The organism is Nocardia sp. NPDC050713 (assembly GCF_040654315.1).
Taxonomy (GTDB): domain Bacteria; phylum Actinomycetota; class Actinomycetes; order Mycobacteriales; family Mycobacteriaceae; genus Nocardia.
The window spans coordinates 40,863-61,568 of the sequence record NZ_JBFAHS010000013.1 but is presented as its reverse complement, the minus strand read 5'-3'; the positions used below and the strand labels follow the sequence as shown (position 1 = coordinate 61,568).

26 protein-coding genes are annotated in these 20,706 nt (G+C 68.4%); 10 read left to right on the top strand and 16 right to left on the bottom strand.

Going from position 1 to position 20,706, the window contains the following annotated elements; genetic code table 11:
• Positions 1-4 precede the first annotated feature (4 nt).
• The 3 genes from AB0H49_RS23270 to AB0H49_RS23260 all read right to left on the bottom strand — a co-directional run bounded on the left by AB0H49_RS23270 (position 5) and on the right by AB0H49_RS23260 (position 2,114).
• Positions 5-571 carry a vitamin K epoxide reductase family protein gene (locus AB0H49_RS23270; protein WP_357254302.1) on the bottom strand — a complete coding sequence of 189 codons (567 nt, stop codon included), beginning with the start codon at positions 569-571 and terminating at the stop codon, positions 5-7.
• Positions 568-1,317, bottom strand: a complete 750-nt coding sequence (locus tag AB0H49_RS23265; RefSeq protein WP_357254300.1) for a thioredoxin domain-containing protein — start codon at positions 1,315-1,317, stop codon at positions 568-570. Before AB0H49_RS23265 ends, AB0H49_RS23270 begins: the two co-directional genes overlap by 4 nt.
• A 227-nt stretch (positions 1,318-1,544) precedes the next feature.
• Positions 1,545-2,114, bottom strand: a complete 570-nt coding sequence (locus AB0H49_RS23260; protein ID WP_357254298.1) for a TetR-like C-terminal domain-containing protein — start codon at positions 2,112-2,114, stop codon at positions 1,545-1,547.
• A 95-nt stretch (positions 2,115-2,209) separates the two neighbouring features.
• Between AB0H49_RS23260 and AB0H49_RS23255 the strand changes: the two genes are divergently transcribed.
• From AB0H49_RS23255 to AB0H49_RS23245, 3 genes are read left to right on the top strand one after another with little or no spacing between them, the layout of a single operon-like run.
• Positions 2,210-3,535 (top strand): carboxylesterase family protein, encoded by a 1,326-nt coding sequence (locus tag AB0H49_RS23255; protein ID WP_357254296.1) that lies wholly within the window; start codon positions 2,210-2,212, stop codon positions 3,533-3,535.
• Between the two features lie 23 nt (positions 3,536-3,558).
• The gene (locus AB0H49_RS23250) at positions 3,559-4,692 is read left to right on the top strand and encodes an NAD(P)/FAD-dependent oxidoreductase (protein ID WP_357254294.1); all 1,134 of its coding nucleotides are present in this window, start codon (positions 3,559-3,561) and stop codon (positions 4,690-4,692) included.
• Between the two features lie 33 nt (positions 4,693-4,725).
• A complete protein-coding gene (locus AB0H49_RS23245; protein ID WP_357254292.1) occupies positions 4,726-5,571 on the top strand; it encodes an alpha/beta hydrolase in 846 nt (281 codons plus the stop codon).
• Here AB0H49_RS23245 and AB0H49_RS23240 read toward each other — a convergent pair.
• The 3 genes from AB0H49_RS23240 to AB0H49_RS23230 form a co-directional block, all read right to left on the bottom strand.
• The gene (locus tag AB0H49_RS23240; protein WP_354998810.1) at positions 5,542-5,985 is read right to left on the bottom strand and encodes a PIN domain-containing protein; all 444 of its coding nucleotides are present in this window, start codon (positions 5,983-5,985) and stop codon (positions 5,542-5,544) included. The two genes, AB0H49_RS23245 and AB0H49_RS23240, sit on opposite strands and share 30 nt — an antisense overlap.
• The gene (locus AB0H49_RS23235; protein WP_354998811.1) at positions 5,982-6,212 is read right to left on the bottom strand and encodes a ribbon-helix-helix domain-containing protein; all 231 of its coding nucleotides are present in this window, start codon (positions 6,210-6,212) and stop codon (positions 5,982-5,984) included. The genes AB0H49_RS23240 and AB0H49_RS23235 overlap by 4 nt, the downstream gene beginning before the upstream one ends.
• A gap of 99 nt (positions 6,213-6,311) precedes the next feature.
• Complete coding sequence (locus AB0H49_RS23230; RefSeq protein ID WP_354998812.1) at positions 6,312-7,091, bottom strand: class I SAM-dependent methyltransferase; 780 nt, start codon at positions 7,089-7,091, stop codon at positions 6,312-6,314.
• A 68-nt stretch (positions 7,092-7,159) separates the two neighbouring features.
• Between AB0H49_RS23230 and lexA the strand changes: the two genes are divergently transcribed.
• Positions 7,160-7,807: a transcriptional repressor LexA gene (lexA, locus tag AB0H49_RS23225; RefSeq protein ID WP_357254289.1), complete on the top strand. Its 648-nt coding sequence runs from the start codon at positions 7,160-7,162 to the stop codon at positions 7,805-7,807.
• Between the two features lie 73 nt (positions 7,808-7,880).
• Here lexA and AB0H49_RS23220 read toward each other — a convergent pair whose 3' ends face one another.
• The 6 genes from AB0H49_RS23220 to AB0H49_RS23195 form a co-directional block, all read right to left on the bottom strand.
• Positions 7,881-8,072, bottom strand: a complete 192-nt coding sequence (locus AB0H49_RS23220; RefSeq protein ID WP_354998814.1) for a hypothetical protein — start codon at positions 8,070-8,072, stop codon at positions 7,881-7,883.
• Between the two features lie 37 nt (positions 8,073-8,109).
• Positions 8,110-8,313: a hypothetical protein gene (locus AB0H49_RS23215; RefSeq protein ID WP_357254286.1), complete on the bottom strand. Its 204-nt coding sequence runs from the start codon at positions 8,311-8,313 to the stop codon at positions 8,110-8,112.
• A 395-nt stretch (positions 8,314-8,708) separates the two neighbouring features.
• Entirely contained in the window at positions 8,709-9,554 is an 846-nt protein-coding gene (locus tag AB0H49_RS23210) for a polyphosphate kinase 2 family protein (protein ID WP_357254284.1), read from the bottom strand.
• A 46-nt stretch (positions 9,555-9,600) separates the two neighbouring features.
• Positions 9,601-10,329 carry an ESX secretion-associated protein EspG gene (locus AB0H49_RS23205; protein WP_354998817.1) on the bottom strand — a complete coding sequence of 243 codons (729 nt, stop codon included), beginning with the start codon at positions 10,327-10,329 and terminating at the stop codon, positions 9,601-9,603.
• Positions 10,326-10,979, bottom strand: coding sequence for a hypothetical protein (locus tag AB0H49_RS23200; RefSeq protein ID WP_357254282.1), 654 nt, complete (start codon positions 10,977-10,979; stop codon positions 10,326-10,328). Before AB0H49_RS23200 ends, AB0H49_RS23205 begins: the two co-directional genes overlap by 4 nt.
• 28 nt (positions 10,980-11,007) lie before the next feature.
• Positions 11,008-11,397, bottom strand: coding sequence for a hypothetical protein (locus AB0H49_RS23195; protein WP_354998819.1), 390 nt, complete (start codon positions 11,395-11,397; stop codon positions 11,008-11,010).
• Between the two features lie 311 nt (positions 11,398-11,708).
• Between AB0H49_RS23195 and AB0H49_RS23190 the strand changes: the two genes are divergently transcribed.
• Both AB0H49_RS23190 and AB0H49_RS23185 read left to right on the top strand, forming a co-directional pair.
• Positions 11,709-12,455 (top strand): GntR family transcriptional regulator, encoded by a 747-nt coding sequence (locus tag AB0H49_RS23190; RefSeq protein ID WP_354998820.1) that lies wholly within the window; start codon positions 11,709-11,711, stop codon positions 12,453-12,455.
• Between the two features lie 103 nt (positions 12,456-12,558).
• Positions 12,559-12,765 (top strand): hypothetical protein, encoded by a 207-nt coding sequence (locus AB0H49_RS23185; protein ID WP_357254280.1) that lies wholly within the window; start codon positions 12,559-12,561, stop codon positions 12,763-12,765.
• A 157-nt stretch (positions 12,766-12,922) separates the two neighbouring features.
• On the opposite strand, the gene AB0H49_RS23180 is transcribed toward AB0H49_RS23185, so the two are convergent.
• The 4 genes from AB0H49_RS23180 to AB0H49_RS23165 all read right to left on the bottom strand — a co-directional run bounded on the left by AB0H49_RS23180 (position 12,923) and on the right by AB0H49_RS23165 (position 17,265).
• Positions 12,923-13,555 carry a class I SAM-dependent methyltransferase gene (locus AB0H49_RS23180; RefSeq protein WP_357254278.1) on the bottom strand — a complete coding sequence of 211 codons (633 nt, stop codon included), beginning with the start codon at positions 13,553-13,555 and terminating at the stop codon, positions 12,923-12,925.
• A gap of 70 nt (positions 13,556-13,625) precedes the next feature.
• On the bottom strand, positions 13,626-14,876 hold the full coding sequence (locus AB0H49_RS23175; protein ID WP_357254276.1) for a saccharopine dehydrogenase NADP-binding domain-containing protein: 1,251 nt from the start codon (positions 14,874-14,876) through the stop codon (positions 13,626-13,628).
• Positions 14,877-14,919: 43 nt separating this feature from the next.
• Complete coding sequence (locus tag AB0H49_RS23170) at positions 14,920-16,407, bottom strand: AarF/ABC1/UbiB kinase family protein (RefSeq protein ID WP_357254274.1); 1,488 nt, start codon at positions 16,405-16,407, stop codon at positions 14,920-14,922.
• Between the two features lie 177 nt (positions 16,408-16,584).
• Positions 16,585-17,265, bottom strand: coding sequence for a TetR/AcrR family transcriptional regulator (locus AB0H49_RS23165; RefSeq protein WP_354998825.1), 681 nt, complete (start codon positions 17,263-17,265; stop codon positions 16,585-16,587).
• A gap of 298 nt (positions 17,266-17,563) precedes the next feature.
• Here AB0H49_RS23165 and AB0H49_RS23160 point away from each other — a divergent pair, with 298 nt between their 5' ends.
• The 4 genes from AB0H49_RS23160 (at position 17,564) to AB0H49_RS23145 (ending at position 20,528) form a co-directional block, all read left to right on the top strand.
• Positions 17,564-18,856, top strand: coding sequence for a DUF445 family protein (locus AB0H49_RS23160; protein WP_357254553.1), 1,293 nt, complete (start codon positions 17,564-17,566; stop codon positions 18,854-18,856).
• Positions 18,857-18,961: 105 nt separating this feature from the next.
• Positions 18,962-19,465: a helix-turn-helix transcriptional regulator gene (locus AB0H49_RS23155; protein WP_141808543.1), complete on the top strand. Its 504-nt coding sequence runs from the start codon at positions 18,962-18,964 to the stop codon at positions 19,463-19,465.
• Positions 19,462-20,127, top strand: a complete 666-nt coding sequence (locus AB0H49_RS23150; RefSeq protein ID WP_354998826.1) for a heparin-binding hemagglutinin — start codon at positions 19,462-19,464, stop codon at positions 20,125-20,127. The genes AB0H49_RS23155 and AB0H49_RS23150 overlap by 4 nt, the downstream gene beginning before the upstream one ends.
• 95 nt (positions 20,128-20,222) lie before the next feature.
• The gene (locus AB0H49_RS23145; protein WP_354998827.1) at positions 20,223-20,528 is read left to right on the top strand and encodes a DUF2516 family protein; all 306 of its coding nucleotides are present in this window, start codon (positions 20,223-20,225) and stop codon (positions 20,526-20,528) included.
• Positions 20,529-20,706: the final 178 nt, after the last annotated feature.

Genomic DNA, 20,706 nt, shown 5'->3' with positions numbered 1-20,706 from the left:
CGGCTCAGAACAGGCTCAGCCAGTAGTCCTGGAAACGCAGGAAGATCAGCAGCAGCACCACCGCGTAGAAGAGCGCGACGATGGTCCAGCGCCATTCCGCGAGCACGTGGAGCGGGCCGCTCGAACGACCCCACAGCTGATCGGTGGCCACCGCGAACAGCGGGGTGATGATCGCCCAGACCACCATGCAGTACGGGCACAGCGCGTTGATCCGATACAGGCTCTGGAAGACGAGCCAGCAGACGAAGCCGATGCCCACCACCGTGCCCAGCCACAGGCCACCCCAGATCCACTTCGGGAACCCGAGCCCGGCCACCGCGAGGACGCCGAGGGTGACGACCACTGAGAAGCCGACGATGCCCATCAGCGGATTCGGGAATCCGAACACCGACGCTTGATCGGTCACCATGACGGAGCCGCAGGACAGAATCGGATTGATGCTGCACGAGGGCCGGTAGTCGGGATCGGTGAAGAGCTTGAACCGCTCGATGGTCAGCGCCATCGAAGCGAGCCAGCCCGCCAGGCCGCAGATCAGCAGCAGCCAGGCGGACCGGGGTGGCGCGGCGATCACTGTCCCGCGGCCGCCGTGGCGATGGCCTGCTCGAGCGCGCTCGGGTTGACCTGCTTGCCGTCCACGAACACCGTCGGCGTGGACTGGATGCCGCTGTCGAAGGCCTGGTTGGTGGTCGACGCGACGTACTTGTCGTAGGTGCGGTCGGTGATGCAGCTCGCGACCTCGTCGGTGTAGCCGACCGACTTCGCGATATCGATGAGCTGCTGGTCGGTGAGGCCGTTGCCGCCCTCCGGCGGCTGCTGGGCGAACATCGCCTTCAGCCACGCCTGGTACTTCGTCGGGTCCTGCTGGGCGACGCAGTAGGAGGCGTTGGCCGCGCGGGTCGAGTACTCCGTGGTGGAGGCCTTGTCCAGGAACGAGATGATGTTGTATTCGACCGCGGCGCTGCCGTTGGCGACCGCGTCCTCCAGCACCTTGCCGTAGGCGGCCTCGAAGGCCTTGCACGCCGGGCACTGCAGGTCGGCGACCACCCGGACGGTGACCTTGGCCTCCGGCTTGCCGACGCGGATGGAACCGTTGTCGGTGAGGGATCCGGTGACGGCCCCCGGCGCCTGCGCGGCGGCGATGCTCGGGGTGGGGCCCGGGTCGTCCTTCTCCGCCTTCTTGATCGCGATTCCGATGCCGATCGCGGCGATCAGGCCGATCAGCACGGCGGCCACCGCCACCTGAATGAGGATCTTGCGGTTACGGTCGGCGCGCTCCGCATTCAGCAGCGGATTCTTCCGTCCCGGGTTGTTGCTCACCGTGCGTTCACCACGCCTTTCGCTCGCCTGCCGGTTTCGCCTGCCGCCACGATCGTAGTTCCGGAACTGTTCGCGGAGCGGTCGGGCACGGCCACATCATCGTGGGTCAACCTGAGAGATTCCGAAATTTCCCACTGGCCCACTCAGTAATTCGCGCGGGCGGGCTCGGAAGTTTCACAGACGCGGTCAGGAGTTTCACGCGCGCGTGCGAGGGGGCGCGGGCCTGCTCAGCGCGTCGCGGCTCCGCTCAGCACCAGATCGACGGCGTCGCGGGCCCAAGCGGCCGGAATCGCGCTGCCGAGGTGGGTGACCTGCAAGTGCACCAATCCGCCGAGCGTGAGCATGATCAGCCTCGGGTCGGTGGTCGGCACGAGTTCGCCGCGTGCCATCCCGCGGCGCACGATCTCCTCCGAGGCGGAGAGCCGAGCCACCCAGAATTGCCTGCGCGCCTCGGCCACCTCGGGATCGTTGTCGGCGATGGCGGTGCCGCGAATCAGCGCGGCGCCGGAGGGCGTCTCGGCGAACCGGATCAGATCGGCGAGGAAAGCCTCCAAATCGGCGCGGGCCGAGCCGGTGTCGGCGATCGGCACCTCCGCGTCCAAACGCGCGAGCAGCGCGTCGAGCAGCAGTTTGGGCAGCGTCTTCCAGCGGCGATAGATCGAGGTCTCGTGCACGCCCGCGGCGTCGGCGACGTCGGCGACGCGCACCTGCTCGATGCCGACGGATTCGATACGCGCCAGCGTGGCGTCGAGCACGGCCTGCCGCAATCGCGCGCCGCGGATCTGGGGATTCGCCATATCTCGATTATCGCAAGTCGTCTTGCGTTATTTCCATGCGGGTCCTACGGTGTAGCCACAACGCAAGTCAACTTGCGTTAGAAGGCGAGAGTGACATGGACGATGTGGTCCGCGGGGGTCTGCGTGGCGAAAGCGCCGACGGCGTGGTGGCGTTCCGGGGCATCCGGTACGCGCGCGCCGAGCGATTCGGGCCGCCCGAGCGGGTACCGGCGCACGACGGGACGCGTGACGCGACGAGCCGGGGTCCGAGCGCGCCGCAACTGCCCGCCCGGCTCGCGTCGGTGATGGGCACGCCCGCGCCGTTCGAACAGTCCGAGGACTGCCTCACGCTCACCGTCACCGCGCCGGTCCGGACCGTACCCGGTGGCTGTGCCGTGCTGGTCTGGTTGCACGGCGGGGCGTACCTGACCGGTGGCGGCGAATGGAATCTCTACGACGCGGACCGGCTGGTGCGCGAGACCGGAATCGTGGTCGTCTCCGTGTCCTATCGGCTCGGCGTGCTGGGTTACGCTCGCGCACCGGGGGTTTCGCCGGGCAACCTGGGCCTGCTGGATCAGCTGACGGCGCTCGAATGGGTCCGCGACAACATTCGCGCCTTCGGCGGTGATCCCGCGCGGGTGACCGTCGCCGGTCAGTCGGCGGGCGCGCAGTCGGTCGTCGCGCTGTTGGGCATCGTCCGGGCCGAGGGGTTGTTCGGGCGGGCGATCGTGCAGAGCGCGCCGTTCGGCGTCGGCTTCCATCGGCCCGCTGACGCCGAGCGGGTCGGTGCGGTGTTTCTCAGCGAGCTCGGCGGCGATCCACGGTCCGCGGCCGTTGCGGAAATTATTGCCGCACAAGGACGTACAGCGATGCGTCTGGCGGGACTCGGCGGCCTGAACTCGGCGCCGCCCTTCCTTCCGGTGTGCGAGACCGAGGTACTGCCCGGTGACGAGGACTGGCGTCGGCTGGTCCGCGAGCGCGCGGCGCGGACGCCGGTGCTGGTCGGCAGTACGGCGGCGGAGATGCGGGCGTTCTACGGCGGGCCGCACCCGGTGTTCGACAGGGTGCGGCGCATGCCGGTCGTCGGGGCGCGCCTCACGGCCGCTGCCGAGCGGATCGTCGGCCGAAAGATCTTCGAGGACGGCGTATTACAGTTCGCGGACCTGCTGACCGAATCCGGTGGCACGGTCTTCTGCTACCGGTTCGGCGCGCTGCATCCGGACGGCCCGTTCGGTGCGTGTCACTGCGTCGAACTGCCGCTGCTGTTCGGCGCGGCCGACGACTGGCGCGCGGCGCCCATGGTGCGCCCGCTGGACCCGGCTCGTCTCGACGAGCTCGGCGCCCGAACCCGCCGCTACTGGGGCGAATTCGTGCGGACCGGAAGTCTCGGCGACCAGCCGCGTCATCGGCCCGGTTCGCCTGCCGTTCTGGAGCTCCCGTGAAAGGACGCGAGCGGAACCGGTCGGTGGGACGACATGCGGAAGTGATCGGCGGAGGCATCGGCGGGCTCACCGCGGCCACCGCGCTGGCCATGGACGGGTGGACGGTGCGGCTGCACGAGCGGCAGTCCGCGATCCGCGCCGTCGGAGCCGGAATCTACGTGTGGGACAACGGTTTGTCCGCGCTGGAGGCGATCGGCGCCTATCGCGAAGCCACGTTCGGCGCGCACATCGGACCGGCCGTGCAGGCGCGCTCGCGGACCGGCCGCACGCTCTACCGGATCGGCATCAACGGGCCGGGTCAGCCACGGTGCTACACGCTGCTCCGGGACCGGCTGATCGAGGCTCTGGTGCACGCGGCCGAGCGTGCGGGCGTGGAACTGGTCACCGATTCCCGCGCGGTGTCGGCGGACCCGGACGGTACCGTCGCGTTCGACGACGGACGCACGGAGACAGCGGACCTCGTCATCGCCGCCGACGGTGTGCACTCCCGGCTGCGCGACCGGCTGGATATGGCGACCCGGCGGGTGCGGATGCGCCAAGGAGCGGCGCGGCTCATGGTGCCCGCGTCGGCGGACTACTTTCCCGCCGAGGACCTGCTCCAGCACCTCGAGTACTTCCAGGGGCGGCGCCGATTGCTCTACACGCCGTGCACCCCCGAACACGTCTATCTAGCACTGGTTTCCGATGTAGACGACCCGTCGACGCGCGGCTCGAGCATCGACTTCGAGTCCTGGGTGCGTAGCTTTCCCGGCCTGGAGAACCTGCTGCGGCGGGCCGAGGGCATTCCGATTCGCTGGGACACCTTCGAATACATTCGCCTCCGCTCGTGGTCGTGCGGCCGGGTCGCATTTCTCGGCGACGCCGCGCACGCCCAGCCGCCGTACCTCGGGCAGGGCGGCGGCACCGCGATGACCAACGCGGTCTCGCTGGCCGCGACGGTGAGCAGGTCGGGACTTGCCCTGGGTGACGCGCTGGCCGCCTGGGAGCGCCAGCAGCGACCGGATGTCGAACGCACACAGCGGACTTCGTACCGGATGCGACTGCTCAACACCGTGCCCGACGCGGTGCGCGACCCGTTGCTGAGCCTGGTCGGGCGCACCTCCGGGTTCACCGACAGTCAGCTGGCCGCGACCAAGCTGCGCCCGACCGCTTCATGAGAACGCTCGCCGAACAAGAAACAGGAGAAGAGAATGCTCAACACCTATCGGATCAACGGCGTCGAGATCGGTTTCGACGACCAGGGTTACGCGCCGGGGCGGCCCGCGATCGTGCTGCTGCCCGGCTGGGGCCACGACCATCGCGCCTTCGACCGGCTGCTGCCGTACCTGCGCCCGCACCACCGGGTGGTGCGGGTGTGCTGGCGCGGCCACGGCGTCGACCGCACGCTCGTCGGTGATTTCGGCGTGGCCGAACAGGTTTCCGACACCATCGGCCTGCTCGACGCGCTGGAGGTGGAGTCCTTCATCCCCCTCTCGCACGCGCACGGCGGTTGGGCGGCGATGGACATCGCCGAAAAGCTCGGTGCCGAACGGGTTCCCGCGCTACTGCTGCTCGACCTCATCATGACCCCGCCGCCACCGGAGTTCGCCGCCGGACTCCAGGCGCTCCAGCGCAAAGAGACCTGGCGGGCCGCCCAGCAGGCGCTGGTGGACAGCTGGCTGGCGGGCAGCGTCGACCAGTCGGTGCTGGATCACGTGCGCTACGAGGCGGGCGGCCACGGTTTCGACATGTGGGCGCGCTCGGGGCGCGTCATCGAAAACGCCTACGCCACATGGTGTTCGCCGATGGGGCGCCTCGACAAGCTCACCGAGCCGCGCCCGGTGCGCCACGTCTTCTCGCACCCGAAGTCCCTGGACTACGACGCCGTGCACGAGGAATTCCGCCGCACCCACCCGTGGTTCGGCTACACCCGCCTCGACGGCCACACCCACTTCCCGGGCATCGAACTCCCGGACCGCGTGGCGGCGGAACTCTTCGACTTGATCGGCACCGAGCGCGCGGCAGACTCAGCTGTCCTGGAGGAGCAATCGAAATGAGACGTGGGCAGGCGTGAGGGGCCTGATGGCACGAAAATCCTTCTCGTCCAACGTCAGGATGTCGTTGGTGAGATAGCGCTCGGCGAGCACGACGTTGACCGCGTCGGCGAGATCGAGTCGCAGTCCGCGGTACTGCTCGATGAGTTTTTGCGACACGCGGAGGTCGTCGCGGTCGATCGCCGGGATCAGTACCGCGCCTTCCTCAGCGGAGGCGAGGAGGTCGTCGAGGACGAGATCGGCGACGCGACGGTCTTTGCCGAATCGGGCGATCAACAGGTGATCGATCTCATCGAGCACCAGCGGCGAGACAACGGCCACCGAGGTGGCAAGGAAGTCGCGGGCACGCTCTCGCATTTCGGCGGCGCGGTCGTAGGCCGCGAGGATCGCCGAGGTGTCGGCGATGAAGAAGCTCACCGCCCGTAGGCCTCGCCGAGCGATTCCTCACTATCGGCGGCGAAACTCGGATCGCCGGAGTCGAACGACGGCCACGGTCGAGTTCGGCGGACCTTCTGTGTGCGGAGCAGTACGAGGTCGATCCCTTCTCGGATGAGATCGGCTTCCGATCGGCCCGATTCCTCCGCGACCTGCTTGAGACGGGCCGCCTGCTGGGATTCGAGGTACACGCTCGTCTTGGTCTTCATGCAATGTAGGGTACTACGTAGGGCATCAACTCGCCACGGCTCGCTCGCTACGGTTCCGCTCTGTCCGGTCGACTGTCGTGCGGACGAAATCGGCGGACCTCAGGCCGGTCCCGAGCGGTGTGCGGTGAGCACCGGCTGGAAGAAGCCGGTTTCCTCTGGGGTGTGCCAGGTCGGCTCGACGAAGCCCGCCTCCGTGACGAACTCCGTGAGTTGTGCCCTGGTCAGCGCCCAGTAGCGCGCGCCGCCGACCCGGACGGCCCAGCCGTCGCCGCCCTCGGTGAGCCGGAACATCTCGAAGTCGTACCGCTCGCCGTCCTCGTGCCAGCTCCAGAGCTGGAAGGTGACGGTGCGTCCCGCGCTGGAATGGATCGACTTCGGCGGCATCCCAGCGGGTTTCGCGGCGCGCAGCGCGTCGTAGTCGCGGGTCGTCAGCACCAGCAGACCGCCTGGTCGCAGCACCCGCCACATTTCCCCGAGCGCGGTGCCGACCTCGATGGCGGTGAGTAGATGCGGCAGCGCGTTGTCGGCGCACACCACCGCGTCGGCCCACCCGCCCGCGAAGGGCAGCGCCCGCATATCGCCCGCCACGGTCGGCAAGCGCAAACCCCTGGTCCGCGCCTCCTCGGCCGCGCGCGCCGCCGCCACCGGACTCAGATCCATCCCCACCACGGTGTGCCCGCACGCCGCCAACCCGATCGCCTGCGTGCCGATCCCGCACGCCGCGTCGAGCACCGTCGACGGACCCGCCCCCAACCGCCCCCGCAATACCCGATCCAACGCCCGCCCCTGCCCCGCGACCGCCGCGGGCCAGTCTTGATAGAGCAGGTGATACTCGTCGGCCAAGTGGTCGTAGAAGTCCCGCGCCGCATCTCCGGACATAGTCCAACCGTAGAGGGCGACCGAGTCGCGAGCCGAATTTGTCCGAGCGCGCCTCTAGCATTCCCGAGGTGACCGGATACGACTTCGAGCATCTCGATACTTCGACGCTGCCGCCGCGCCAGCAGCGGATCCTGGCCGTGATTCGGGACTGGGTGGTCGAGTACGGGTATCCGCCGAACGGCAGGCAGATCGGTGACGCGGTCGGGCTGTCGGCGTCGACGGTCTCCAAGCACATGAAGAGCCTCGAGGAGCGGGGATTCCTGCGGCGCGGCTCCGGGATGGCGCGTCCGATCGACGTGCGGTTGTTCCTCCAGGGCACGTCGCGGGCGGAGACCTCCGATGCCTCGGTGACCGTGCCGGTGGTCGGCGACATCGCGGCGGGCACGCCCATCCTCGCCGACCAGCACGCCGACGACACCTTGACGCTGCCGCGCGAGTTGGTCGGTCGAGGAACGGTTTTCGCGCTCCGCGTGCGCGGCGATTCGATGGTCGACGCCGCCATCTGCGACGGCGACACGGTGGTGGTGCGCCAGCAGAACGAGGCGCACTCCGGCGACATCGTCGCCGCCATGATCGGTGATGAGGCGACAGTGAAGGTGTACCGCCGCCGCAACGGTCACGTCTACCTCGAACCGCGCAACCCGGCTTACGACGTCATCGACGGCGACGAGGCCGTGATCCTCGGCAAAGTCGTCTCGGTGATGCGCCGGATCTGACGCGCGCGGGCCCCCGCGCGGGGATCGACCCGCGCAGAGGCCGTTCCCGCGCGCAGCCGTGCTGCGGGTACGACTACGCCGACTGGCTGATCAAGCACCACAGCCCGATCGCGGGGTGGGCGTCACAAAGCCCGCCCGCGACGGACTCGGTCGCCGCCGGAGTGAACGGTTCGAGCGGAAGCGGTTCGGCCGTAGCGGCGCCGCTGCCGACAAGTGTCGCGGCACCGATCAGCGCGCCGACGAAGATTCCACGCAGTGCGGACATTCGAAACTCCTGAAATGTTGGGGGGGTGGTGATTCCGTCAGAACGAGCAGTCGGCGGGACGACCCGCCCAGCCGCCCTTCAGGAACTTCAGAACGGCGCAGAACACATCCGCCGACGAGGAACCCACCGGAGACGCGGCCGACGTCGTAGCGGCAGGCGCGGCAACGGATTCCGCGGCGGCCGAACCCGCGGGCGCTACGAGCCCTGCGATCACGGCGGCGACAACTACGAACTTCTTCATCAGGTGTCCTGTTCTGTGGTTGTGCATGGCGGCCCGAAGTGTTCCATATTTGACCGATCGGTCGCAATAGCTCCGCTGTTACGAAAAAGTGCGCACACCAAGGAATCTCGACAGGCGCCGTCGACGCGCGAGTCGCGGCGGACCTGGACCGGCGCTGCCCGCGATCAGCGGACCGCCCGACCGATTCGTGAACGCCTCGACCCGCACCCACACAGAGGCGACCCCCGCCGGGAGGGGACCGACGGGGGCCGCGTTGGGCACCGAGGTGAAGCGTTACGGGCGGCCCGATTCAACCTCGGCTGCTCTGTTATCTCCGCGGGCGCCGAATTCGCAGCAGTGTGCTCGAATCGGCGACCCGCAAGCTCCCGCTGCGCGAGCGGGATCGGGTCCGAACTTCAGGACTCGTCCAACCGGCGAAGTTGTTCGGCTACATCGAAATTCGCCGGTGGCCAGTCCAGATTCAACTTCTCCAGCGCGTCGATGAGCAGCTCGGTGACCGCGAGCCGGGCGTACCACTTGTGGTCGGCGGGCAGCACGTACCAGGGCGCGTCGGCGGTCGACGTGCGGTCGAGCATGGCCTGATACGCGTCCAGATAGGCGGGCCAGTAGGCGCGCTCATCGATGTCGGACGGGTTGAACTTCCAGTACTTGTCCTGCCGCTCCAGCCGCTGGCGCAGCCGCTTCTTCTGCTCGTCCAGCGAGACGAACATGGCGACCTTCACCAGCGTGATGCCCTCGCGCATCAGCTCGCGCTCGAACTCGTTGATCTCGTCGTAGCGCGGCTCCCACTCGGCGCGCGGCACGAGTTCGTGCACCCGCACCACGAGCACGTCCTCGTAGTGCGAGCGGTCGAACACGCCGAGCTGCCCGCCGCGCGGCAGCTCCTTGCGGATGCGCCACAGGTAGTGGTGGCGCCGCTCCTCCTCGGTGGGGACGCCGAACGCGGCGTGGTCGACGCCCTGCGGGTCCACCGACCCGATGACGTGCCGGACGATGCCGCCCTTGCCCGCGGTGTCCATGCCCTGCAACACCAGCAGCACGCTGCGCTTGTCGCCGGAGCGTCCGTTGGCGTAGAGCTTCTCCTGGAGCACGGACAGCGCCCTGCCGCGCTGGATCAGCAACTCCTGAGCGAGCTGCTTGTCCCCGGTGAATCCGGGCGTCGACGAGGTCGCCAGCTCCGCGATCCGCAGACCGTCCGCTTTCAGGGCCTCGGTGACCGGGACGGACCAGTGCTTCGCCATCGACCAGACTTACCACGTCCGCGGGCGCACGGAAGGTAGTTCGGCGTCACCGGATCTGCGCGAGCCGCAGCAACTGCACGGCGAAGTCGTCGTCGGAGACCGGCGTGAGGATCAGGTCGTGCGAGGTGGTCAGCAGGTAGCGGCCGTCGCCGGTGAAATCGAGCCAGGTGCGGTGGCGCGTCGGCGGTGACATCGGATTGTCCGGGTCCACGGTCACGGTGATGAATCCGCGGCAGTCCACCGGTTTGCGCAACGTCTGCCGGAAGCGGGCGGCGCCGCGCTGGCCGTTGGCCGAGGGCGTATCGGCCGTCTCCATGGTGAGCACCGCGTCCTGCGGCTCGCGCATCGCGCCGAGCCGTCCCGGCTGCGCCGAGCCGATCACCTGCACAAGGCGCTGGCCGAGGTTGCGCGCGTGGCACATCTGCACGGTCACCTTGTCCGGCGTCGCGACGAGCACGCCCGCGTGATTGTGCACCACCGCGGCGAACGCCAGGACGCGGTCACCTTCGGGGGAGCTGCCGTTGCGCCCGGGCGTGCTGCGCTCACCCGAGATGGTGATGGTGGTGGCGTCGGTGCGCGCGCACAGCATCAGCGCCGCGGCCAGGTCCGGGTCGGCCTGTCTGGCGAAGCGCTGCGGCAAACGCAGTGCGGCGTACTCGGTTTCGGTGCGCACGGTGGACGACGGCATCATGTTGATCGGATACGGTCGCCTGTCCAGGTTCGTTTCGCTTTCCCAGACATGCGTGAATTCGTCCGGGGTGAGTACCCATCTCACCGTGCGCTGCCCCCGCTGTCGGAGGGTGCGCGCGGTGGTGTGAATCGGGGCACGCTGTCGCCCGAGGCGGGCATGGTCGGTGTGTAGACGTAGGTCATGGTGTCCTGGACGTCGGCTTGCGCCGCCGCGGCGGCCAAGTCGTGTTCCATCCTGCGGCGCCCGCCGTAAACGGCTTCCGCCGCAGGGTCGTCCAGCGGCACGTAGCGCTGCGGCTCCGGAATCGCGGCGCGAATGGTCTGCGCCGCATCGCGATTGAGCTCCATGAGGCGCTGCACCGCGCGGCACACGTCGTGCGCCTCGGTGCCGGCCCGGATGAACTCCCGCGTCGCCCGCTGCGCCGCCTCGCCGGATCGGCCTGACCAGCGGGCGAATTCGCGATTGGCGGCATCGGCGAAGTGCTGGAAGGCGTCGGCGACCGCGTCGGCATTGGCCTGCCACGCCGCGGCCGTCTCGCCGAGCGCGCCGGGATCGAGCGCCTCGTGCACCCGGTCCCAGATCTCCACGTGGGTATACGCGCCGAACCGCTCCCGCTCCGGTGCGTAGGCCGGATCCGTTCCACCGCTGGATGTTCCGGCCGAGGCGGCGAGCGCGCGCTGTTGCACCCTGATCTCGTCGGCGGCGGCGCGCGCCGCGGCGTCCACCACGGTCACCACCTCCGCATCTCGGATACGCGCGCGGTCATCGCGGATCCAGATACTCGGTGACCAGTTCGAGCGCGGCCCGATTCGCGGCCTCCGCGTCCGCGAGTTTACGGCCCGCCGCGAGGTAGGCCGCTTTGAAGAGCAGCGCGGTCTCCTGGAACGCGGCGACGGTATCGAGGAACTGCCTGCCCTTGTCGCCGAACCCCGCGGCGAGGCCGTGGCCGGAAGGCAACTCCGGAAATCCGCTCACCTCGGTCACCAAATGTCCTGTGGCCATGGCCTTTCGCAGGTCGTCGACCAATCGGTCGCACGCCGCGGCGAGATTCTCGGCCACATCCTCGGCCAGCTCGAAACGTTCACCCTCCGCGCCGACGGCCGCCGCGTACAACCCCCTGGCCAGCCCCTGTCCGGTATCCGGCACCGCCATCCGGTCGCCCCTTCTGTTCGGTCCACACCCACCGCCCGAAGTCCGTCCACAACCCGCGCGTGGCCGCGGCGGCGGCGGAGGTACGCGGAACAGGCACTGCCGGACGCAGTCCGTCCCTGGACCGCGCATGACCGGAGCGGATGCGGAGGTACGCGTACTGGTCGGCACTCTACCGCCCGGTAACCACCGCCGTTGCCCGCTTGACCTCGCCCGCGTGCTGTGATGTGGCGCACGGTCGGCGGCGGGGCGGAGTTCGCGGGCTGGTTACACTGGCCCGAAGTATTGGCAGATCCCGGAGCGGAAGGCGTTCGGTGCCCGACATCGAAGAAGTACTCCCGAAATATCAGCAGATTTCGGGGTACATCCGCGACCAGATCGAGCGCGGCGAACTCGCACCGGGCGCCGAGGTGCCCTCCGAGCGCGAGCTCGCCGCGGCGTGGAAGGTCGCGCGGCCGACGGCGGCCAAGGCGCTGAACACGTTGCGCCAGCAAGGATTGGTGGAATCCCGACGCGGTTCGGGCACCTTCGTGCGCGGGCCGGACGCGGTACCGCTGGTGCGCGAATCCGCCGGGCGGGCACGGCAGTACGGCGGGATGTACGCCGAGCGCGAGCCGATGGACATCTTGGCCGCGGAACTCGTCGACGGTCCGGAGTACGTGACCTCCGCGCTCGGCCTGGAGCTCGGTAGCGAGGTGATCGCTCGCAGACGCTTGCTCATCGGCGAGAACGGCGATGCCGAACTCTCGACGTCCTGGTTCGCCGGCGACCTCGCCGATGTCGCGGATCGCCTGCTGAATACCCAGCGGCTGCCCGGTGGTACCGCCACCTACCTCGAGGCGGTGACCGGTCGCCGGGTGGCGTCGGTGTCCGATCAGGTCAGCGCGCGCATGGCGACAACGGAGGAGCGCAAGCGGCTGCGGTTGGCTCGCACGTCGGCGGTGCTGGTGTACCAGCTCACCGCGATCGACGCCGATGGCGCGGTGCTCCAGTTCGACGAGGGCGTCTATCCGCCCGAATCGTGGTTATTCCGCCAGGAATATTCCGTTCCAGGCGTGTGACACGCGCTCGATGACGCGCCGCGAATCCGTTGACAAGGCGGCATCGCGCCTGGAATAGTCCGGCGCGCGAGGGAATGGCCTAGTCCGCAGGGTGGGAGGTGCGATGCTCGACCAGTTGACCATCGGTGGCTGGGTAGTCGTCGGAGAGCACTGCTCGGTCCGGCGTGCCGCATTGCACTGCGACGACTACCTGACCTACGTCTTCGAAAACGGCGGCACCGAACTCGATTTCGCGATCGCGCCCGCCGTGCTGCGCCGGATGGTCGAGCTGAGCGAAGCTCGGCCGTCCGGCGACGAGTCGTCCGACTGATCGGGTCCGGTTCCGAGCACCGCTCAGAACGCGTGCCGGGCGCTGCGGTGTGCCGGGCGGGGTGCGTTTCAGCGGACTCGGCTCGGCTGAAACGACCTTTCCCTCAGTGAGAACCGTCGCAGAGGAGCCGAAAACCGCAGGCCGCCCGGCCTTTCGCTCACGCCGGGCGGGTGGCGCTGACGTACTGCAAAAGCCGGTGCACCCGCTGATCGATCTCCACGAGCCCGAGTTCGCGGAACAGGTCGGGGAACGTCGAATCGTCGAACACCCGCAGACCGCTCAGGCCGCCCACGAATCGGCTCGCGCGCCCGAACGGCGTATCGGCGCGGTGACTCGTGGTGATGGCGATGCGGCCGCCGGGAGCGAGCACCCGCACCATCTCCCTGGTGGCGGTCAGCGGATCCGGGATCAGATAGAGCGCGCCGAAACAGCACACCGCGTCGAAGGCTCCGTCGGCGAACGGCAGCGTTCGGGCGTCCCCGCGCAGGTAGCCGACCCGCGGTCCGGCGTTGTCGGCCACCGCGCGGGCCAGCATCGGCTCGGAATAGTCCACGCCGACCGCGTAGCCGCCCTCGGACAGCGATTCGCTCAGGTACTTGGTGAAATTGCCCGGGCCGCAAGCGATGTCGAGCACCTTCTGATCTCCGCCGAGCCGCAGCGCGGTGACCGCGTCGCGGCGATCGGACGCGGTGCTGCGGCCGCTGGCGAGGTAGAACAGCGTCGGCCGCCACGCGCGTTCGTAGACGGCGGCCAGCGCGGGGTGATTCATGGTGCGGCGCGCCAGGTTCAACGCGCCGCCCTCACGGACTCGTGCAAGAGCAAAGCTCCTAGACGTGGAAATCGTGGTGCGGCAGCCCGATTCAGGACCGTTCGACCTCGATCGTCATGCCCGCGGCGCGCAGCCGATCGGTCAGCGCGTCACCCATGGCCGCGGCCGGGGTGAGGATGCCCGCCAGTTCGGGCTGCTTGTCGGTGTCGAAGGCGAGGCACAGCCCGGCCTCGCCGAGCATGACCGCCGTGGCCTGGTACCCGGGATCGCCCTGACCGGCGAACGTCGCGACATACTTCGCGCCGGAAGTGGTGCGCGCGTAGGTCTTCATGGTGAACCAGCCGCTGCGCCGGGCCTCTTCGCTCGGTCCTGTGCCGGGCTTGGGCAGCACCCGGTCGAGCAGCTTGCGTCCCGCCGAGACCCGCGACAGCAGCGCGCCGGTGGCCATGGTGGCCACGATGCCGCCCGCCATGCCCGCCGCGACCAGCGGCGCCGCCGCCGACTTACCCGCGTTCATCACCTCGCGGTAGCGGAAGTTCTTGCCGTACACCCAGCCGAGCAGGCCGTTGCTGCGGCGCACGATCTTGGTGTTGTGCGCGGCCATCACGAAGGTCGCCACCCAGCCGTCCAGGCTCGGGTCGATGCTGCTCGCCCGCTGCAGAGCCTGATCGCTCTGGCGGCCGACGTCGGGATCCATCGACTTGTCGGGGCTGAGCGAGTACGGGTGCGAGAGCACCGAGGCCTTGCGGGAATCGGCGGCGATGGCCTCCATCATGGCTCGGCCCGAATCGATGGTGCCGCCGCTGACGCCGCCCTTGAGCGAGGCGATCAGCGTGGTGTCGGTCAGCTCGCCGGTGTTGTCCGCGACCGTGCTGCGGTACAGCTGGTACACGCTCAGATCGGACGGAATCGAGTCGTAGCCACAGGAATTGACGATCTTCGCGCCGGTGCGCGCGGCCTCGTCGTGGTAGGTGTCGATGGCCTCGCGGATGAACAGCGGCTCACCGGTGAGGTCGGCGTAGTGGGTGCCCGCCTTCGCGCAGGCGGCGACCAGCGGCAGGCCGTAGCGCAGGTACGGGCCGACCGTGGTGACCACGACCTTGGTGCGCGCGGCCAGCGCGTCGAGCGCGGACTGGTCGGTAGAGTCGGCCACCACCAGATCCCACGCCGCGGCCTTCGGGCCCAGCTCGGCGCGCACCTTGGTCAGCTTGTCCAGCGAGCGGCCCGCCAGCGCGATGCGGGCGTCCGAGGGCGCCGCGTCGAGCAGGTACTCCGCGGTGAGCTTGCCTACGAAACCCGTCGCGCCGAACAGGGCGATGTCGAATTCGCGGTTGTCTGCCATGTGTCTGTTCACTCCTGATCGATGCCGTGGCGTGCGGTGCGGCTCAGGCTTTGCGCCCGGCCCTCGGCTGCCGCGCCTTCTTCGCCGCGGTCTTCTTGGGTGTGGTCGTTGTCGCGTATGCGGCCGAGCGCGGCCGCGCGGTCTTGGTCGGCGCGGGCGGCGGGTTCTCCGCCAGCCATTGCTGGTGCGCCTTGCCCAGTTCGGTGACAGGTGGTTCGTCGTAGAGCCACTCGCGGGAGATCCGATGCCAGTTCGCGGTGGCGTTGAGCTGGCCGAGCATGCCGAAGGTGAGGAAATCGGCGCGACGGGAGAACAGGTGTTCCGGCGGCAGATTCTGCTGCTTCATGCCCGCGAACTCGCTGGCCCTCGGGTCCACCGCGAGCAGGAACGCGCCGCTGGCCAGCTCGGGTGTGATGGTCAGTTCCTCGTCGACCAGACACCATTCCGAGGCCGCCAGCACGTATTCCAGGCATTCCTCGGCGCCGATCTCCTCCGGCGAGTCGATCACGCCGCGCTGAATCATCAACTCGCGCAGGTCCTCCGCGCGGTCCTCGGCGGCCGCGCGCAGGCAGATGGTCTCGAACCGCACGTGCTCGGGATCCATCCGGTTGAACAGTCCGAAGTCGAGGAAGCCGACGCGGCCGTCGTCGACGAGCAGCACATTGCCGGGGTGCGGGTCGCCGCAGAACTCGTTGAAGGTGAACAGCGAACCGACGTAGAACCGGTAGATGATCTCGCCGATCCGGTTGCGCTCGTCCTCGGGGAACTGGCGTAGCTCCTCGAAACCCTTGCCGGGCAGGTATTCGCTCACCAGCACCCGAGTCGTGCTGAGTTCGGGCAGCGAGCGCGGCACCGCGATGAACGGGTGCCCCGCGTAGAGCTCCGCGATCTGCAGCTGGGTGACGGCCTCGGTCTGGTAGTCGAGCTCGCCCTCCATGTTCAGTCGCAGCTCGTCGAGGACAGCGGGGGTGACCCACGGCATGGCGGAGGTGAGCACCTTGCGGAACATGTTGAGGTTCTTCAGATCCGCGCGCACCGCGGCGTCGATACCCGGGTACTGCACCTTCACCGCGACGACCCGGCCGTCGCGCAGCTCGGCCCGGTACACCTGGCCGATCGAGGCGGCCGCGATCGGCTCCGGGTCGAACTCCGCGAAGATCGCCGTGAGCGGCTGCCCGAAATCCTCCTCGACGACCTGCCGCATGGCGTCGAAAGAGACGGTCGGCGCGGCGTTGCGCAGCACGGCGAGCCGCTTCTGGAAGCGTTCGCGATGATCCTCGGGCACCAGGTCCAGATCGAGCACCGACATCATCTGTCCCAGTTTCATGGCCACACCCTTCATGGTGCCCAGCACCATGACCACCTGCTCGGTGGTGCGGATCATGGATTCCTCGGCCATCTTGGCGCGCACGGCCTCGGATCTACCCCGCATGGAAAGCCTCGTGCGCTGCGTCCGCAAGACCGAACTGGCGGCTACGGCACCCAGCTTGGTGCCACGAGCAAGCCGGGAAGTCGGTACTTGCTTCGCCATCGAGGTACCTCCATTGGTGCCGCGGTCGTAGCCGACGTGACGCGCAGGCGCGGGCTCGCGTGACCACGTTGGGGGCGGTGACCAACCCCACTGTGGCACCGCTCGCGTTCAGAGTAACCAACCGCGCGGCATTGTCGAACCGACCGTCACAGACAGGCGTACGGTCGGCGGAGGTTCTTACTTGGAGGCGTCGGCGTCCCGGGTGGGCAGCACGTGCGGCTGCTCGTTGAACTTCTCCCTGGAGCCGCCCGCCTTCGCCATGCCCTCGATGGCACTCCAGGCCATCATCGTCAGGTAGTCGATGACCTCTTCGCGCGACATCGTCTTGTCGGTGGTCCACCAGTGAGTTGCCAGCTGGATGCCGCCGACCAGGACGTAGGACCACAGCATCGCGCCCGTGGTGTCGAGGCCGAGCGCGTCCGCCTTGTCCGCGATGACGGCGGAGACCACCTCGGCGAACAGCTTCTCGAACTCGGCGAGCGAGGACGCGTCCGAGCCGCTGCCCATGATGAAGCGGTACACCTCGGGGTCCTCGTCGACCGTGCCGACGTAGGCGGCCAGCGCGGTGCGCACCAGCTCGAACTCGTCGGCGTCGAGGCTGATCGCGCCGTACACGCGGGGCATCAGCGTGGTCTCGATGAACCGCTGCATGGTCGCGTGGACCAGGTCGTTCTTGTCGGAGAAGTACCGGTAGAGCACGGTCTTGGAGACGCCGATCTCCGCGGCGATCTCGTCCATGCCCGCGTTGCTGCCGCGGGTGCGGACAGCGGCAAGGGTGCCGTCGACGAGCTCCTCGCGGCGGTCGATCTTGTGCTGCCGCCATCGGCGCTTGCGGCCGTCCATCCGGCCGGTGCGCACCGCAGCCGGTCGCTCGGCGCGCTCACCGATGTCGACAAGGTCTTCGGTGGACAGCGTGGGCTCCCTCGTTCGTAATGGTCGTGGACTTTCAGCTTAGGTGCAGGCCACCCAGCGTAGGTCCGTTTGGGTGCCGGATGCGGCAGGAACCACACATCGGTGCCCCCCGCCCGCGGCACAGCAGAATGGAGACATGGAGAAAGCTCCCGGCAACACAGCGGCGCGAGCGACGGGCCCGGAGGCGGCAGCGGAGCGTGACCGCACAGGGACCCGCGAACTCCGCCGGTCCGACACGGCGGTCATGGCCCCGCCGACCCCGTCGGGGCCGACCGGGTTCTTCGTCGACGAGGCCGCCAAACGACGCGACCTGTGGAAGATGAAAGCCGTCGCCACCGGCTTCCTCGCCTTCGCGACGGTGGTCTACCTGTTCTGTCGCTGGCTGGAATCGCGCGGCGGGGGCGGCGACTGGGTCGGGTACGTGCGCGCCGCGTCGGAGGCGGGCATGGTCGGCGCGCTCGCCGACTGGTTCGCGGTGACGGCGCTGTTCCGGCATCCGCTCGGCCTGCCGATTCCGCACACCGCGATCATCCGCAAGAAGAAGGATCAGCTCGGCGCCAGCCTCGGCAGCTTCGTCGGCACGAACTTCCTCGCGCCGGAGGTGGTCTCGGCCAAGGTGAACTCGGCCCAGATCTCGCTGCGCGTCGGGCGCTGGATGGCCGACCCGCAGCATGCCGCGCGGGTGGCCGAGGAGAGTTCGACGATTCTGCGCGCGGTGGTCGGGGTGTTGCGCGACAAGGACGTCGAGCAGGTCATCGACAACACGATCGTCAAGCGGATCGCCGAACCGCTGTGGGGTCCGCCGATCGGCCGGGTGCTCGCCGAACTGCTCGCCGACAACCGGCAGCTGCCCCTGCTGGACATGCTCGCCGAGCGCGCGCACCAGTGGGCACTCGGTAGCCAGGAGACCATCGACCGGATTGTTTTGCGCGACGCGCCGCAATGGGCTCCGAAATTCGTGAACATTCTGCTTTCAGAAAAGATCTACCGCGAGCTCGTCGAGTTCACCTGGAAGGTGCGGTCGAATCCCGAGCACGAGGTGCGCTTGGCCGCGAATCGCTTCCTCGAGGATTTCGCGCACGACCTGCAGTACGACGACGCGATGATCAAGAAGGCCGAGCGGATCAAATCGCAGATCATGGGTCGCGAGGAAATCACCGGCATGGCCGAGGCGACCTGGCGCGCGGCCAAGCGGCTCATCCTGGAATCCGCGGACGATCCGAACAGTACGTTGCGCCGCAAAGTGGGGGAGAATGTGCAGCAACTCGGTGAGCGGCTGCGTGACGACGCCGAGATGCGAGCGAAGGTGGACGGCTGGATCGATCGAGGGTCGCGCTACCTCGTGTCGAACTACGCGAGCGAGATCACCACGCTGGTCACCGACACGGTTGCCAGGTGGGACGCCGAAGAGGCGAGCAAGAAGATCGAATTGCAGGTCGGGCGCGATCTGCAATTCATCAGGATCAACGGAACGGTCGTCGGATCGCTGGCCGGGCTGGTGATCTACACGGTTTCGCACCTGTTGTTCCAAGGTTGAGAAAACGGCACGCCGGCGGTTTGCCGGAAGCGTGCTAACAGCGTGCTTGCAAGAGTTAGCACCCTGCCCTAGAATTGAATCCGTACAACCGCCAGAAGGTGAGTGATGGCAGACCATCCCGAGGTTTCCGCCGAGTACACCGACGGTCCGTCCGAGCAATCGGCGGGCGTCGGCGAACGAGGGGGTCGCGTCGCGAACGCGGCGCACGACATCGGAGGTTTCATCAGGGCGCAGCGCGAGGCGGCGCAAGTCTCCCTGCGTCAGCTCGCCGCACTGGCGGGGGTGAGCAATCCGTACCTCAGTCAGATCGAGCGCGGGTTGCGCAATCCCTCCGCCGAGGTACTCGCGCAGATCGCGAAGGCGCTGCGAGTGTCCTCGGAGGTGCTGTACGTACGGGCTGGCTATCTCGAGCAGCGGCCGCACAGTCCGGTCCGGGATGCCCTGCTTGCCGACACGGAGATCAGTGAACGGCAGAAGCAGGTGCTCCTGGAGATCTATGAATCGTTTCGCCGGGAAAACGGAGGGAACGAGCCAGGGGGGGAATGGGACAGCGACGTTCCGCGCACGACAACCGATACTCCGCCACGCCAGGAGAACGAGAAAATATGACCGAGAAGACCGCAACAGTCAGCAGCAAGCCTCTGTTCGCCGCCGTCGGCGCCGGGGATGCCGTCTACACCGCCGCCGTGGATGTCGTCACCCAGGTGCGTGAGCGTGCGGCCTCCGCCGACGTGCCGGGCCGGGTGGAAGAGGCCCGCGAGCGCTTCGCGAACGTGCCCGCCGACGTGCAGGCCCAGTTCGAGACGCTGCGCGAGCGGCTGTCCGGCCTCCCCGCCGAGCTGCCGGACGACCTCGCCGAGCTGCGTGAGAAGTTCACCTCCGAGGAACTGCGCAGGCTGGCCGAGGAGTACTACAACAAGGTGCTCGATCTGTACGCCGACCTGGCCGTCCGCGGCGAGGAGACCGTCGAGCGGCTGCGCGCCAACCAGCTGGTCGAGGACCAGATCGACCGCGTCGAGACCCTGTACAAGGACGCGGCCGGCCGCGCCGAAGAGGTTCTGGAGCGCGTCAACGGCCTGATCGGCCGCGGCGGCAAGGCCGAAGAGGAGCCCGTCGCCGAGCCGGTCGTCGAGGCCGAGGTCGTCGCGGTGACCACCGAGACCACGCCGCCTGTCGCCGAGAACGGCGCGCCGAAGAAGGCTCCGGCCAAGAAGGCTCCCGCCGCGAAGAAGGCCCCGGCCGCGAAGAAGGCCGCGCCGAAGAAGGTCTAGTTGGGTGATGGCCGGACGTAGTCCGTGGACACGCGCCGGTCGGACACGCCTCGACGCCCCCGCACAGCCTGCTGTGCGGGGGCGTCGCTCGTATCATGGGTCAGGTGAATACCGTGCACGGGTTGACCGGACTGATTTTGCTGGTGTTGTGGCTCGTTGCGCTGGGCGCGACGATCTTCGCCCTGATTCACGCCATCCGCCAGCGGCCGGACGCCTTCACCGCGGTGGACAAGCAGACCAAGCCGATCTGGCTGGCGATCCTGGGGGTGTCGCTGCTGCTTCTGCTGCTCTCGCCCGCGGGGCTGGGTCTGCTGGCTTTCGTGGCCATCATCGCCACGGGTATCTATCTGGCCGATGTGCGGCCCAAGGTGGACGAGGTCCAGCGCGGTCCGCGTTGGTGAGCCGCTGATCGCGAGCCCGTCTACGGGCTGCGGTAGCGAAATTTCTAGTGCTTGCCACAGCAAGCGGACTTGGCGTTCGCGCTGGTAGTGCCATCTGTGCGCCGCTGCCCCGTACCGGGCAGCGGCGCCTTTTTTGTGCTTGCACTAGCTAGCAGACGGTACTTCGGGTTACTGTAAT

Excerpts from the sequence above, each read along its gene's own strand:
- AB0H49_RS23260 (WP_357254298.1), bottom strand. The coding sequence starts at position 2,114 with ATGGCGAATCCCCAGATCCGCGGCGCGCGATTGCGGCAGGCCGTGCTC.
- AB0H49_RS23255 (WP_357254296.1), top strand. The coding sequence starts at position 2,210 with ATGGACGATGTGGTCCGCGGGGGTCTGCGTGGCGAAAGCGCCGACGGC.
- AB0H49_RS23245 (WP_357254292.1), top strand. The coding sequence starts at position 4,726 with ATGCTCAACACCTATCGGATCAACGGCGTCGAGATCGGTTTCGACGAC.
- AB0H49_RS23235 (WP_354998811.1), bottom strand. The coding sequence starts at position 6,212 with ATGAAGACCAAGACGAGCGTGTACCTCGAATCCCAGCAGGCGGCCCGT.
- AB0H49_RS23230 (WP_354998812.1), bottom strand. The coding sequence starts at position 7,091 with ATGTCCGGAGATGCGGCGCGGGACTTCTACGACCACTTGGCCGACGAG.
- AB0H49_RS23220 (WP_354998814.1), bottom strand. The coding sequence starts at position 8,072 with ATGTCCGCACTGCGTGGAATCTTCGTCGGCGCGCTGATCGGTGCCGCG.
- AB0H49_RS23215 (WP_357254286.1), bottom strand. The coding sequence starts at position 8,313 with ATGAAGAAGTTCGTAGTTGTCGCCGCCGTGATCGCAGGGCTCGTAGCG.
- AB0H49_RS23210 (WP_357254284.1), bottom strand. The coding sequence starts at position 9,554 with ATGGCGAAGCACTGGTCCGTCCCGGTCACCGAGGCCCTGAAAGCGGAC.
- AB0H49_RS23195 (WP_354998819.1), bottom strand. The coding sequence starts at position 11,397 with ATGGCGGTGCCGGATACCGGACAGGGGCTGGCCAGGGGGTTGTACGCG.
- AB0H49_RS23185 (WP_357254280.1), top strand. The coding sequence starts at position 12,559 with ATGCTCGACCAGTTGACCATCGGTGGCTGGGTAGTCGTCGGAGAGCAC.
- AB0H49_RS23175 (WP_357254276.1), bottom strand. The coding sequence starts at position 14,876 with ATGGCAGACAACCGCGAATTCGACATCGCCCTGTTCGGCGCGACGGGT.
- AB0H49_RS23170 (WP_357254274.1), bottom strand. The coding sequence starts at position 16,407 with ATGGCGAAGCAAGTACCGACTTCCCGGCTTGCTCGTGGCACCAAGCTG.
- AB0H49_RS23160 (WP_357254553.1), top strand. The coding sequence starts at position 17,564 with ATGGCCCCGCCGACCCCGTCGGGGCCGACCGGGTTCTTCGTCGACGAG.
- AB0H49_RS23155 (WP_141808543.1), top strand. The coding sequence starts at position 18,962 with ATGGCAGACCATCCCGAGGTTTCCGCCGAGTACACCGACGGTCCGTCC.
- AB0H49_RS23150 (WP_354998826.1), top strand. The coding sequence starts at position 19,462 with ATGACCGAGAAGACCGCAACAGTCAGCAGCAAGCCTCTGTTCGCCGCC.
- AB0H49_RS23145 (WP_354998827.1), top strand. The coding sequence starts at position 20,223 with ATGGGTCAGGTGAATACCGTGCACGGGTTGACCGGACTGATTTTGCTG.